At 68.4% G+C, this 12,665-nt stretch carries 7 protein-coding genes and 7 pseudogenes; 7 read left to right on the top strand and 7 right to left on the bottom strand.

What is annotated here, in order from left to right:
- Positions 1–138: 138 nt before the first annotated feature.
- Positions 139–561, bottom strand: a pseudogene (locus tag Q8K84_RS04465) (transposase); the annotation flags it as partial.
- A 63-nt stretch (positions 562–624) separates the two neighbouring features.
- Between Q8K84_RS04465 and Q8K84_RS04470 the strand changes: the two are divergent.
- Positions 625–1,320, top strand: a pseudogene (locus tag Q8K84_RS04470) (IS3 family transposase); the annotation flags it as partial.
- Here Q8K84_RS04470 and istA read toward each other — a convergent pair.
- Positions 1,300–1,961: pseudogene (gene istA, locus Q8K84_RS04475) on the bottom strand (IS21 family transposase); the annotation flags it as partial. The pseudogenes Q8K84_RS04470 and istA overlap by 21 nt on opposite strands.
- Before the next feature lie 127 nt (positions 1,962–2,088).
- Positions 2,089–2,332, bottom strand: a pseudogene (locus Q8K84_RS04480) (transposase); the annotation flags it as partial.
- Positions 2,333–2,728: 396 nt separating this feature from the next.
- Between Q8K84_RS04480 and Q8K84_RS04485 the strand changes: the two are divergent.
- Positions 2,729–2,947: pseudogene (locus Q8K84_RS04485) on the top strand (ISAzo13 family transposase); the annotation flags it as partial.
- Between the two features lie 72 nt (positions 2,948–3,019).
- On the opposite strand, the pseudogene Q8K84_RS04490 reads toward Q8K84_RS04485, so the two are convergent.
- The 4 genes and pseudogenes from Q8K84_RS04490 to Q8K84_RS04500 form a co-directional block, all read right to left on the bottom strand.
- Positions 3,020–3,684, bottom strand: a pseudogene (locus tag Q8K84_RS04490) (nitronate monooxygenase); the annotation flags it as partial.
- On the bottom strand, positions 3,596–3,808 hold the full coding sequence (locus tag Q8K84_RS17370; RefSeq protein ID WP_370867831.1) for a nitronate monooxygenase: 213 nt from the start codon (positions 3,806–3,808) through the stop codon (positions 3,596–3,598). The pseudogene Q8K84_RS04490 and the gene Q8K84_RS17370, both read right to left, overlap by 89 nt.
- Positions 3,809–3,887: 79 nt before the next feature.
- Positions 3,888–5,525, bottom strand: a complete 1,638-nt coding sequence (locus Q8K84_RS04495; protein ID WP_305281244.1) for an NAD(P)/FAD-dependent oxidoreductase — start codon at positions 5,523–5,525, stop codon at positions 3,888–3,890.
- Complete coding sequence (locus Q8K84_RS04500; RefSeq protein ID WP_293317666.1) at positions 5,522–6,175, bottom strand: TetR/AcrR family transcriptional regulator; 654 nt, start codon at positions 6,173–6,175, stop codon at positions 5,522–5,524. Before Q8K84_RS04500 ends, Q8K84_RS04495 begins: the two co-directional genes overlap by 4 nt.
- A gap of 89 nt (positions 6,176–6,264) precedes the next feature.
- On the opposite strand from Q8K84_RS04500, the gene Q8K84_RS04505 reads away from it, so the two are divergent.
- The 5 genes and pseudogenes from Q8K84_RS04505 (at position 6,265) to Q8K84_RS04525 (ending at position 12,616) form a co-directional block, all read left to right on the top strand.
- A complete protein-coding gene (locus tag Q8K84_RS04505) occupies positions 6,265–7,386 on the top strand; it encodes an acyl-CoA dehydrogenase family protein (protein WP_293317664.1) in 1,122 nt (373 codons plus the stop codon).
- Positions 7,379–8,572 (top strand): acyl-CoA dehydrogenase family protein, encoded by a 1,194-nt coding sequence (locus tag Q8K84_RS04510; protein ID WP_305281250.1) that lies wholly within the window; start codon positions 7,379–7,381, stop codon positions 8,570–8,572. Before Q8K84_RS04505 ends, Q8K84_RS04510 begins: the two co-directional genes overlap by 8 nt.
- Before the next feature lie 46 nt (positions 8,573–8,618).
- Positions 8,619–10,238, top strand: coding sequence for an acyl-CoA synthetase (locus tag Q8K84_RS04515; RefSeq protein WP_305281252.1), 1,620 nt, complete (start codon positions 8,619–8,621; stop codon positions 10,236–10,238).
- Positions 10,235–11,023: pseudogene (locus Q8K84_RS04520) on the top strand (crotonase/enoyl-CoA hydratase family protein). The gene Q8K84_RS04515 and the pseudogene Q8K84_RS04520 overlap by 4 nt, the downstream one beginning before the upstream one ends.
- 30 nt (positions 11,024–11,053) lie before the next feature.
- On the top strand, positions 11,054–12,616 hold the full coding sequence (locus Q8K84_RS04525; RefSeq protein WP_293317657.1) for an acetyl-CoA acetyltransferase: 1,563 nt from the start codon (positions 11,054–11,056) through the stop codon (positions 12,614–12,616).
- The last annotated feature ends 49 nt before the right edge of the window (positions 12,617–12,665 follow it).

Genomic DNA, 12,665 nt, shown 5'->3' on the forward strand with positions numbered 1-12,665 from the left:
ACCTGCGGCGGCGCTCCGGACCGGTGATCAAACTGACATGGGCCATGCTGTGCAGCTACGAGCGCTCTTAAGGACGTCCTTACGAGCACAGCATCGCCATCCACCTCACCCCGACAAGGCGGCCCCCACCGGAGGCTCACGGTTGATCAGGGCGGTTCGAGCCAGGACCAGCCGCTCTCGGGCCCGGTGCAGGGACTGCAAGTCGAGCTGAGCCTCGCTCTTCAGCGTCACGAACCGCATCGTCGGCCGAGTTGCGGCCTCTGCGATCGCCTCGGCGTCCCGATCGTCGGTCTTTTGCGCCTTCACGTAGGGCTGAACGTACTCCGGCGACATCAGCCTTACCGTGTGCCCCTGGTCGGCGATGACGCGCCCCAAGAAATGCGCTCCGCAGCACGCCTCCATGGCGACGACGCAGGCCGGCAAGGCCGCTGTGAACGCCATTACGCCCTCGCGGGTCATCTTCCGCCGCATCACCACCGCTCCGGCCGCGTCCAGACCGGCAAGGCTGCAGCTGTTCTTGCCGAGATCGATCCCGAGCACGGCAATGGGTGTCTTGGTCATTGGTCCTCTCCTCCAGATCCGACACCATCATGATGCCGGTAAGTGAGGGGCGGGCCATTCCATAAAAGCCGCGCTCATCTTCGGAGCGGCCTCCCGGTGAAGTTCGGGTTCGTCGATGAGCATCGCAAGGTCTGGCCGGTTCGGGTGATGTGCGAGGTCCTGGGGCTGTCGCCCAGTGGCTACTACGCGTGGCGAGGACGGCCCGAGAGCCGGCGGGCTACGGCCAACCGGGCGCTGCTGGAAGACATCCGGCTGATCCACTCCGAGAGCAGCGGGACCTACGGCTCGCCTCGGGTGCACGCCATCCTTCGGGGCCACGGCCGCCGCGTCGGACGCAGCCGCATTGAGCGGTTGATGCGGCGGGCGGGCCTTCGCGGACTGGCCGCCTTGCCACGTCGGGCCAGGACCACTGACAGCCGTCATGGCTATCCGATCGCGTCCAACAGGCTCGGCCGGAGCTTCACGGCCCAGGCCCCCAACAAAGTCTGGCTCGCCGACCTGACCTATATGCCGACGGGCGAAGGCTGGTTGTACCTCGCTGCGATCCTGGACATGCACACGCGCAAGATCGTTGGCTGGTCCATGCGCCAGACCCTGCACACCGAGATCGCTCTCGAGGCTCTGAACATGGCCATCGAGCGACAGCGGCCAGCGCCCGGGCCGATCCATCACTCAGACCGTGGGATCCAACGCGCCGCCGAGACCTATCGCTCAGCCCTTGCCCGACAAGGGATAGCGCCGTCGATTGAAGCGCCGGGTCTTGCCGGCGAAGACCGCGTCTACGGCGGTCTTCATGTTGTCGTAGATCCCCCGCGCCGTGACCCCGCCGAACGACGCAAAGGCCCGCGCGTGGGCGTCGAACACCATCTCCTGGGTCTGCGCGGATAGGCCCGGATGTAGAGGCCGGCTGTGGCACAGCAGCAGGTGCGCCACCTTCACGGTCATCGGCGTCCCGCCGATCTCGACCTGGTCGTGGCTCCAGTCAAACTGGTAGGCGTCGCCCGGCGCAAAGCTCAGCGGCACGAACGCCTCGACGGGGAAGTTCACGCCGCGGCGCTTGGACGACCAGCGGCCGGCGTATCGCCGCACAGCGTCATAGCCACCCTCATATCCCTCCCGGGATAGCAGATCGGCCATCCGCGTCAGCGTCAGCCGATCCTTCCTGGCACCCGCCGCGTTGGCCTCGAGCATCACCTCCAACTGGGGAATGAAGGCTCCCAGCTTCGGGTGAGGCTGCTCGGCCCGCTCGTACTCGAACGCCGTCTCTTCAGATCTCAACACCTTGCGGACCGTGTTGCGCGACAGCCCCAACGCCCCAACTCCCGCGCGATCGTCTTCACACCCTTACCCCGCCGGAAATGCTCGCGCCGGATCTTCGCCACCGTCTCCACTACCAACATCCCCGTCTCGATCCGCAGCTGAACAAGCCGCCGATCTGGCCATCAAAGCCTCAGGAACAGGGGGTCATTTTTCGACACCGATCTCCCCGAGATGGGGATCAGTTTTCCACGCCGATTCACACTCGTACACCAGCTCCCGCCTACGAGCAGGCCTCAGAGCTTGTGCTTCGCGGCCCTTTGGGTCGGCGGATCACATGCTGCAGCATCTCCCGGTCCAGAGAGAGATCCGTCACCAGCTTTCGCAGCCTGGTGTTCTCGTCTTCCAGCTGCTTTAGCCGCTTCATCTCGGTCGGCAGCAGGCCGTCGTATTTCTTCTTCCAGTTAAAATAGGTCGCCTGGCTGATCCCGGCCTTGCGGCAAATGTCCGCCACTGGTAGCCGCTTAGGACATCCGCATCGATAACTGAATCTCATGCTGCCGATGTGGTGGGTGCGGCGGTGTGACTCAGGTGGAGGGGATTCCGGTGAGGGGCGACGCGGGCTAGCCGGGACGGGATGATCGACGGGCTCGGGATACGGCGGCGGTGGGAGGCGGACGGCTCGAAGCGGGACGAGCGGGGGCGGCGGGTGTTCGCCGCGAGCGAGACGCGGGCTGCGGGCCGGGGCGGGTTGGCCGCGGTCTCGGCGATCACGGGGCTGGCGCGCTCGACGATCGGGCGCGGGGTCAGAGACCTCGATGCCGAGCCTCCGCCGCGCGGCCGGGTGCGCCGGGAGGGGGGCGGCCCGAAGCCGTTGAGCGAGCGCGATCCGACGCTGCTGGCCGATCTGATGCGTCTTGTCGAGCCGGCGACGCGGGGCGATCCGGAGCGCCTGCTGCTGTGGGTGTCGAAGAGCCTGGACAAGCTGGCCTCGGCGCTTGCCGACATGGGCCATGCGATCAGCCCCAACAGCGTGCGCAAGCTGCTGACCCAGCTCGGCTTCTCGCGCCAGGCCAACCGCAAGGCCGCTGAAGGCGCGAGCCATCCCGACCGCAACCCCCAGTTCGAGCACATAGGCGCCAACCGTGTCCGCGTCCCCGGACTCCACCAGAACCTCCTTCTGGAACTGCTGGATGCCGGCCTCATCCGTGGCCATGAACGCGGTCCCGACCCAAGCGCCCTCGGCGCCCAGCATTATGGCGGCCGCAACGCCCCGCCCGTCAGCGATGCCGCCCGCGCCCAGGACCGGAACACGGCCGCCCATGGCGTCGACGACCTGAGGGATCAGCGCCGTTGTTCCATCGGCGAGTTGTGGCCGCCGCCGTCATGTCCCTGCGCGACCACGACGTCGACACCCGCGGCCGCCACCTGAAGGGCGTGCTTGACCGAACCGATGACCGACATCACCTTGGTTCCGTTCTCACGCATCCGCTCCATCCAGGGACCGGCGTTGCCGAGCCCGGCAGCGTAGACCGGCACCTTCTCCTCGACAACCACCTCCATCTGCTCCTCAAAGAAATCCTTCGAGAAGAACATCGGGCCGCCTTGGGCGTCTGCGTTGGATCCGCGGCGAGGCCGGAGGACCTTCGTCAGCCCCTCCTGACGCATGAACTCGTCGGCGAAGGCCTGGTACTCGCCGATCAACTCCGAACGTGAGGGCTTTCCAGTCCCGGCCGCGTCCGTCGGATCGCGCCGGATTGAGGCCGGCAGAAGCGTGTCAACCTCGAATGGCTTGTCCGTCAGGGATTTCACTTCCCGGATCCACTCGCGCAGCTCCTCGCGCGAACAGGCCGCTGCGCCCAGCACCCCTAGCCCCGCCTGCATTCGAAACCGCAGCCGCAAGGCGCCGAACGCTGGCGCCGCCCATCCCAGCCAGCACGATCGGATACTCGATGTTCAATATATCGCAGATGCGGCTGTGCAGGGGCATTATGGGGTTCCTGTCTGCAAGGTTGGAGTTTGTCTCGGCCGACGAACATCGGCTTGGCTGGCCGCAGGGGCGACTGCGGTCATGCCCGCGCCTTGGCTTGTGTGGCGCCGACCGTCGACGCTGAGTGACGGAAGCCGCGGTAACCCTCGGCCGCCACCTGGTTGCAGATCTGCCGGTAGTGGCCGCCGACGTAGGGCATGAAGACCCGCGGCTTTCCGGGGATGTTGGCGCCGATGTACCAGCTGTTAGCCTTCGGGAAGAGGGTCTTGTCGGCGGCCTCGTTGACCTTGCGCACCCAGTCCTCCTGGGCCTGCGGGTCGGCCTCGATGACCTCCACGCCGTTCGCGTCCAGCCAGGCCAGACAGTCGCTGATCCAGTCCACGTGCTGCTCACAGCTGCTAATCATGTTGGACAGCACCGAGGGGCTGCCCGGACCGGCGACGGTGAAGAAGTTGGGGAAGCCTGCCACCTGGAGGCCGAGGTAGGTCTTCGGCCCGTCGCCCCAGGCTTCGGCCAGGCTGAACCCGCCCCGGCCCCGGATGTCGATGTTCAGCAGCGCGCCGGTCATGGCATCGAAGCCGGTGGCATAGACGATGGCGTCGACCGAGTACTCCTGCGCCGTGGTCCGCACGCCAGCTGGCGTAATCGCCTCGATTGGCGCCTTCCTGAGGTTCACCAGGGTGACGTTGTCCTGGTTGAAGACCTCGTAGTAGCCGGTGTCGACGCAGATCCGCTTGGCGCCGATGGGGTGGTCGTCGGGCAGCAGCGCCTCGGCGACCTCTGGGTCCTTCACGGTCTCGCGGATCTTCTCGCGCACGAAGTTGGCCGCCGCGTCGTTGGCGATGGGGTTGGTCAACAGGTCCGCCAGAGCGCCCAGGTAGCCGGCCCCGCCGATGTTCCATAGCTCCTCGAACCTGGCCCGCTGCTGCTCGGCGGTGAGGCTGCGGAACGGGCTGCCGCCGGCGATCCCGGCCGTGCCCTCCAGCACCATCTGCCGATACGCCGGGTACTGCTCCCAGAAGGCGGCGTATTCCTTGTCCCGCAGCGGTCCGTTGCGGGCCGGCACGCTGAAGTTGGGCGTACGTTGGAGGACGTAGACATGACCGGCGTCCTTGGCGATCTCGGTGATCGACTGGATGGCTGACGAGCCGGTGCCGATCACCGCCACCGTCTGCCCCGCGAAGCTGACGGGCTCGTGCGGCCACTTGCCGGTGTGGAAGGTGCTGCCCTGGAAGGTGCCCTGGCCGGGCAGGTCGGGCGCACGGGGCACGGAGAGGCAGCCCGTCGCCATGATGCAGAACCGGGCCCTCACGCGGTCACCCCGGTCGGTGGTGACCGTCCAGCGGCCGGTCGCCTCGTCCCAGACCGCCGACTTCACCTTGGTCTCGAAGGCGAAGGCGCGCTTCAGGTCGTACTTCTCGGCGACGAATTCGGCGTAGGCCAGGATCTCGGGCTGGGCGGCGTACTTCTCGCTCCAGCGCCACTCCTGCTGCACCTCGGCCGACCAGGTGTAGGAGTAGAACAGGCTCGGAATGTCGCAGCGCGCGCCCGGGTAACGGTTCCAGTACCAGGTGCCGCCGACGCCGCCGGCCGCATCGAAGCCCTGGATGCTCAGCCCCAGTTCGCGCAGGCGGTGGACCATGTAGAGGCCGCCGAACCCGGCCCCGACGACCACCGCGTCCACCTCCGCCACGATGGGCGCCCTGACTTGGCTCACGCACTCACCCCCCGGTCCTTTTTGTCATTCTCTGTCATATCTGTGGCTCGGACACCGTGAAGAACCGCCTCCACAAGCTCGGATACGAAATCCTGCATCTTGGCCATCATCACTCCGCGGAGCCGTGCAGGCGTCGTCCGGATGTGGTTGGTCACCGCCCCCACGACCATGTCCATCATCAGGCCGGGATTTGTTGCTGGCGTGATCTCCCCACGCGCAATGGCACGCCGCACAATGGCGCGGCCGTGTCGGATTGTGTCGTCCGAATAGGGACGCAGAAAATCCAGCATCTCCGGGTGTCGCGCGGAGTCTAAGCTAATTCGCGCATGGGCCTCGCTGTACGGGCCGGTGAGCGTGCGGGCGATCATTCGGGCCAGCTCTTCCAAGTCCCCACGGATATTTCCGGTGTCGATGCTGGAGACGGTCAGCCACCGCGCTTGCAGCGTATGCCTCAGAAGTTCACCGCGCGTCGGCCAGCGCCTGTAGAGCGACGCCTTCCCCACGCAGGCTTTGCGCGCAACTGATTCGAAGTTGAACCCCGACCAGCCCGCCTCTGCATACTGAGCCATGGCCGCATCGAACACACGCGATTCGATCGACGGATCGCGCGGGCGACCTCGCGCAGCGATCGAAGTGGCGACATCGGTCATTCCTCACTTTTAGCCTTGCGTGGTGACAAAGTGTAGGTCTTTCTGACGATCACCGTCCGAAACTCGAACGAGGTCACGTCGGAGCAACCATGGTCAGCCTCCCGATCGAAGAGCGCCTGGCGTTCCAGGGCTCCATGCTGCGCCTGCTGGCCGAGCGCAGTACGGAAGCCGACGTGCGCCGCGTCATGGAGACCGACGCCGGCTACGATCCCGACGTCTGGAAGGCGCTGGCGGAGATCGGCGCCGTCGGCCTGCTCGTCGACCCGGAGTACGGCGGCGCGGGCGCAGGCCCCCTGGAACTCGAGCTGGTGATGGAAGCGGTCGGCGCCGCCCTCCTCTGCTCCCCTCTGCTCACCAGCGGCGTGCTGGCGGCGGGCTTGCTTCAGGCGCTTGGGGATGCGGAGGCCAATGCGCGCCTGCTGCCCGGGATCGCTGACGGCTCACGCATCGCTACCGCCGCCTTGACCGGCTCCGCCGGAACCTGGACGCCGGACGGCGTCGCTGTGCGGGCGCGCGCCGACGGCGAGGCCTGGGGTCTGGAGGGTCAAGCGAGCTTCGTCACCCACGGCCAAATCGCCGACGTGCTGCTGGTCGCCGCAGTGGAGGCTGACGGGATCTCGGTGTTCGAGGTCGATCCGACGGCCGGCGGCGTGGCGGTGAAGCCCCTGCCCGTGTTCGACCACACGCTGCGGCTGGCGCAGATCAGCTTCGAAGCCGCACCGGCCAGGCTCGTCGGGAAGCAGCATGCCGGCTGGAACGCCGTCGAGGAGGCGCTGGGCCTCGCCCGCGTCGCGCTGGCCGGTGAACAGGCCGGCGGTGGCCGACGGGTGCTGGAGTTCACCGTCGACTACGCCAAAAACCGCATCCAGTTCGGACGGTCGATCGGCAGCTACCAGGCCATCAAGCACATGGCCGCCGACCTCCTCGTGGAGTCCGAGAGCGCCACGTCCGCCGCCCGCCACGCCGCCGCCCAGCTCGCCGCCGGCGCGCCGGACGCCAAGTCCGCGGTGGAGCTCGCCGCCTTCGCCTGCGCCGATGCGTTCGTGAAGATCTGCGCCGACGCCATCCAGATGCACGGCGGCATCGCCTTCACCTGGAACCACCCGGCCCACCTCTACCTGCGCCGGGCCCGGGCCGACGCCCAGCTGTTCGGCGCCCCGGCCTTTCACCGCGAGCGCTACGTCGCCGAACTGGAGGCCGCCCATGGCTAACGACGCCGCCCTACCGGTCACCGACGACAGCCTGCGTGAGGAGGTCCGCGCCTGGCTGGCCGCCAACTGGACCGGCCCGCTGCAGAGCGAGGCCGAGCGCAAGGCCTGGGTCGCCAAGGTGATCGAGGCTCGCTGGGCCGTCCCCCGCTGGCCGACCGAATGGATGGGCCGGGGCCTGAGCGACGCCCAGGCCCGCGTCGTCGAGCGCGAGTTCGCCGCCGTCGGCGCGCCCGGCACCGGCCAGGACCGCACCAACCTGTGGGCCAACACCCTGCTCGCGGGGGGCACGCAGGCGCTCAAGGAGAAGCTGATCGTCCCGCTGCTGCGCGGCGACGTCGGCATGTGCCTGCTCTACTCCGAGCCCGGCGCCGGCTCGGACCTGGCCGGCGTCCGCACCCGCGCCGACCGCCAGGGCGACCACTTCGTGGTCAATGGCCAGAAGGTCTGGACCAGCTACGCCGCCGCCGCCGACTACGGCATGCTGATCGCCCGCACCGACTGGGACGTGCCCAAGCACCGCGGCATCAGCTTCTTCTTTCTGCCGATGGAGCAGCCCGGCGTCGAGGTCCACCCGCTGAGGCAGATCACCGGCGAGAGCCAGTTCAACGAGGTGTTCTTCACCGACGCCGTCTGCCCGGCCGAGAACCTGCTGGGCGAGCTCGGCCAGGGCTGGGGCGTGCTGCAGACCGCGCTCGCCTACGAGCGTTCCGCGATGGGTGAAGGCGCCAGAGGTCCGCGCAGCGGCGTCTCGGAGGGCCCCGGCGAGCCGCTGATCGCCCTGGCCCGCGAGGCCGGCGTGCTCTCCGACCCGCTGATCCGCCAGGAAATCGCCAGGGTCATCGCCCTGAAGAAGCTCAACGCCCTCAACACCGCCCGGGCCAAGGCCGACCTCAAGCAGGGCACGGCCTCCGCGCTGATGAGCCTCGGCAAGCTCGCGATGAGCCGCATCCTGCACGAGGAGGCGCGCGTCCGGACCCTGATCCTGGGCGCCGGCAGCGTGCTCGAGGGCCCGGACCATCCCCGGGCGGAGGACGCCAACTTCCTGACGCTGAACGCCTACTTCACCTCGATCGGCGGCGGCACCGACCAGATCCAACGCAACATCATCGGCGAGCGGGTCCTGGGCCTGCCCAAGGAGCCGGAGGTGGACCGGGACATCCCGTTCCGCGAGGTTCGCACCAGCTAGAGGGCGCTCAGCCCCGAAGAACGAAGAAGGCTAGGGAGAGAGACGCGTGGGTTGGAATTTCGGAGACATCCTCGACGCCATCGAACCGGTGCTGCCACCGGACGCACCCGCCTTCATTCATGGCGAGCGGACGGTTCCCTGGCACGAGGCGAGCCGGCTCTCCAACAACCTCGCGCGCGCCCTGATCGCCCGCGGGGCGGCGCCCGGCGACAAGGTCGCCGTGTACATGCGTAACCGTCCAGAATACATGATTACGCTCTCAGCGGCTTTCAAAGCGCGACTGACCCACGTCAACGTCAACTACCGCTACACGCCGGACGAGGTCTGGTACATTTTCGACAACTCCGACGCACAGACGGTGGTCTACGCCTCCGAGTTCCGCGACGCCGTCACGCAGGTCCGGGACCGGCTGCCCAAGGTCAAGACCTGGGTCGAAGTGTCGGAGGGGGGGGGAACCGCGCCGTTCGCTGAGCCGTTCCACGCCCTCGCGGACAACGGTGACGGTTCCGCGCTGCAGCTTGAACGCTCGGGACAGGATCTGCTCTTCATCTACACCGGCGGCACCACAGGCATGCCCAAAGGCGTGATGTGGCCCCACCACGACCTCCGGGAGGTGACGCTCAGTTCGGCGCGTAAGCTTGGGCCGGTGCCCGAGACCCTGGAGGCGCTCCGTGAGCACACCCGTAAGATCGGCCCCGGAGGCCGGGCGCTGATTGCGCCCCCGTTGATGCACGGGACGGGGCTGCTCACGGCGATCGGAACGCACCTTGCGGGCGGTTCTCTGGTAACATTAGCGGGAGAGACGTTCGATCCCGTCGAGATGCTGGACGCCATCGAACGCCACAAGCCGCAGTCGCTGACCATCGTCGGCGACAGCTTCGCCCGGCCGATCCTTAACGCGCTGAACGCCAATCCCGGCCGCTGGGACGTCTCCTCGGTCGCCATGGTCGTCTCGTCCGGCGTGATGTGGAGCCTGGAGGTCAAGCGCGGCCTCCTCGAGCACATGCCCCAGGCCATGCTCAGCGACGCCTTCTCCTCCTCCGAGGCGCTGGGCATGGGCAGTTCGATCATGACCAAGATGGGCGAGGTGAAGACCGCCAAGTTCATGATCGGCGAGCGCTGCCGGGTGTTCGACGAGAACGACCAGCCGGTCGAGCCGGGCTCGGGGGTGCGCGGCCTGGTGGCCCTCGGCCCGCCGAACCCCATCGGCTACTACAAGGACGACGAGAAGACCGCCCGCACCTTCCGCGTGATCGACGGGGTCCGATACTCCATCCCCGGCGACTGGTGCATCGTCGAGGCCGACGGCACTCTGACCCTGCTGGGCCGCGGCAACGCCTGCATCAACACCGCCGGCGAGAAGGTCTTCCCCGAGGAGGTCGAGGAAGCCCTTAAGACCCATCCCAGCATCGAGGACGCCCTGGTCGTCGGTCTGCCGGACGAGAAGTGGGGCCAGGCCGTCACCGCCGTCGTCGAGCTGGCGCCCGGGCAGACGCTCGACGAGGCCGGACTGAAGGCGCACGTGCGCAAGACGCTGGCCGGCTACAAGACTCCCAAACGGGTGTTCGTCGCCAGCCGCTCGCTGCGCGCCAGCAACGGCAAGGCCGACTACGCGGCCGCCAAGGCCTGCGCTGAAACGGGCGCCGGCGAGGCGGTGAGCGCATGAGCGAGGCCGTCCTCGTCGAGCGGCGGGAGCGGGTGATGATCGTCACCCTCAACCGGCCGGAGGCGCGCAACGCCGTGAACCGCGCGGTCACCGTCGGCGTCGGCGAGGCGCTGGAGGAGGCCGACCGCAACCCGGACGTCTGGGCGGTGATCATCACCGGCGCGGGCGACCAGTCGTTCTGCGCCGGCGCCGACCTCTAGGCCCTGGCCAACCGCGAGCCCTTCGCCGTCGGCGAGCGCGAGCAGGCCTGGGGGTTCGCCGGCTACGTCGAGCACCATATCTCCAAGCCGACCATCGCGGCGGTGAACGGGACGGCGCTGGGCGGCGGCACCGAGCTGACCTTGGCCAGCGACCTGGCCGTGGCCTCCGAGACGGCCAGCTTCGGGCTGCCGGAGGTCAAGCGCGGCATCCTGGCGGCTGCGGGCGGCGCCTTCCGCCTGGCCCAGCAGCTGCCGCGCAAGATCGCTATGGAGATGATGCTGACCGGCGAGCCGATCTCGGCCCAGCGGGCGCTGGAGCTAGGGCTAGTCAACGCCGTCGTGCCGCAGGCGCAGGTGCTCGATGCGGCGCTGAAGCTGGCGGCTCGGATCACCGCCAATGCGCCTCTGGCGGTGCAGGCCTCCAAGCGGATCGCGCTGGGCGTCCAGCACGGCAGGATCGCCTCCGAGGACGCCGCCTGGACGCAGACGCGCGCCGAGATCGGCGCCCTGCTGCGCTCCGAGGACGGACGCGAGGGGCCCCGCGCCTTCGCCGAAAAGCGCGCGCCCGTCTGGCAGGGCCGCTGAGGCCGCAGTTTTCGAGTTGAGGGACGAAAGATGAGTGACGACGCCGCGCGCACCCCGGTGATCGTGGGGGTGGGCCAGGTCAACGACCGGCCCAAGGACCCGCGCGAGGGTTTGGACCCCATCGGCCTGATGGAGGCCGCCCTGCGCGAGGCCGATCGCGACGCCGGGACAGGGTGGATCTCCCGGCTGGACTCGCTCGCCGTCGTCGACCAGCTCTCCTTCCGCGAGCTGGGCGACCTCTCGGGCCCGCTCGCGGCCAGGCTCGGGGTCACCCCCAAGCTCTGCTACAAGAGCACCTACCCCGGCGGCGACACGCCGATCCTGATGCTCAACGAAGCCGCCCGGCGGATCGCCGGGGGCGAGATCCAGGTGGCCGCCATAGCCGGCGGCGAGGCCCTGCGCACGGCCGCCCAGCTCGCGGCCCTCAAGGCGGGCGATGATCCCTCCGCCCACAACCCGCTGCGCCGGGCCACCGGCCGCGCCGGCCCGCCCTCCTTCCGCCAACGCTACGGCCTGACCGCGCCTGTCGACGTCTACCCGCTCTACGAGAACGCCGGCCGCGCCGCTTACGGTCAGACCTTCGCGGAAGCCCAGGCGGAGAGCGGCGAGATCTGGTCGCGCTTCTCCCAGGTCGCCGCCGAGAACCCCGGCGCCTGGATCCGCAAGCTGACGCCCCCGGAGGCCATCGTCACCCCCTCGGCGGACAACCGGCCGATCGCCTTCCCGTACAACAAGCTGATGGTGGCTAATTCCTCGGTGAACCAGGGGGCCGGCTTCATCGTCACCAGCCTGGCCGCCGCCCGCGAGGCGGGCATACCCGAGGACCGGCTGGTCTTCGTCGGCGCCGGCGCGGCCGCCCATGAGCCCGGCGACTACCTGAGGCGCGACCGCTACGACCGTTCGGTCAGCATGGCCGTCTCGCTGAACCGGGCCATGGCGCTGAACGGCGTCTCGGCGTCAGACCTCGACTTCGTCGAACTCTACAGCTGCTTTCCTTGCGTGCCAAAAATGGCCCGGCGGGTGATCGGCTGGGCGGTGGAGAAGCCGGCCACGGTGTTCGGCGGCCTGACCTTCGGCGGCGGCCCGGTCGGCAACTACATGAGCCACGCGGTGGTCGGAATGGTGCTGAAACTTCGCGAAAGCGGCCGCAAGGGGCTGCTGTTCGCCAATGGCGGCTACGCCACCAACAACCACACGATCGTCCTCTCCCGCGAGCCCTTCCCCCTTGACGTCGTGCGCTCCGACTTCGACTTCCAGTCCGAGGCCGACGCCGCCCGGGAGCCGGTCCCTGAGCTCGACGAGACCTACATCGGTCCAGGGACGATCGAGACCTACACCGTCCTCTACGAACGCGACGGGCGGCCAAAGTTTGGGGTCGTCGTCGGCCGCGGTCCCGCAGGGCAGCGGTTCCTGGCCAAGGTCCCGCCCTCGGACGAGGCCGCCATCGACTTCCTCACCGACGGCAAGTCCGAGCCGGTCGGATCCTCGGGCGTTGCGGCTCTCGGGCCAGGTGGCGATTGCGTCTGGAACATCAAAGGCGCGGCGACTGGGCTTGGCGCCCTGCCCGCGGGCACGTCGGGAATAAAAGCGTGACAACTCAAGTTCGACAACCGAGCGAGCGACTGATCGACCTCCGCAGGCG

Origin of the sequence: Phenylobacterium sp. (genome assembly GCF_030679875.1) — a bacterium.
Classification (GTDB): domain Bacteria; phylum Pseudomonadota; class Alphaproteobacteria; order Caulobacterales; family Caulobacteraceae; genus Phenylobacterium.

Bases quoted from the DNA above. Each gene is read 5' to 3' on its own strand.
- Q8K84_RS17370 (WP_370867831.1), bottom strand. From the start codon at position 3,808: ATGCCCCTGCACAGCCGCATCTGCGATATATTGAACATCGAGTATCCG.
- Q8K84_RS04500 (WP_293317666.1), bottom strand. From the start codon at position 6,175: ATGACCGATGTCGCCACTTCGATCGCTGCGCGAGGTCGCCCGCGCGAT.
- Q8K84_RS04505 (WP_293317664.1), top strand. From the start codon at position 6,265: ATGGTCAGCCTCCCGATCGAAGAGCGCCTGGCGTTCCAGGGCTCCATG.
- Q8K84_RS04510 (WP_305281250.1), top strand. From the start codon at position 7,379: ATGGCTAACGACGCCGCCCTACCGGTCACCGACGACAGCCTGCGTGAG.
- Q8K84_RS04525 (WP_293317657.1), top strand. From the start codon at position 11,054: ATGAGTGACGACGCCGCGCGCACCCCGGTGATCGTGGGGGTGGGCCAG.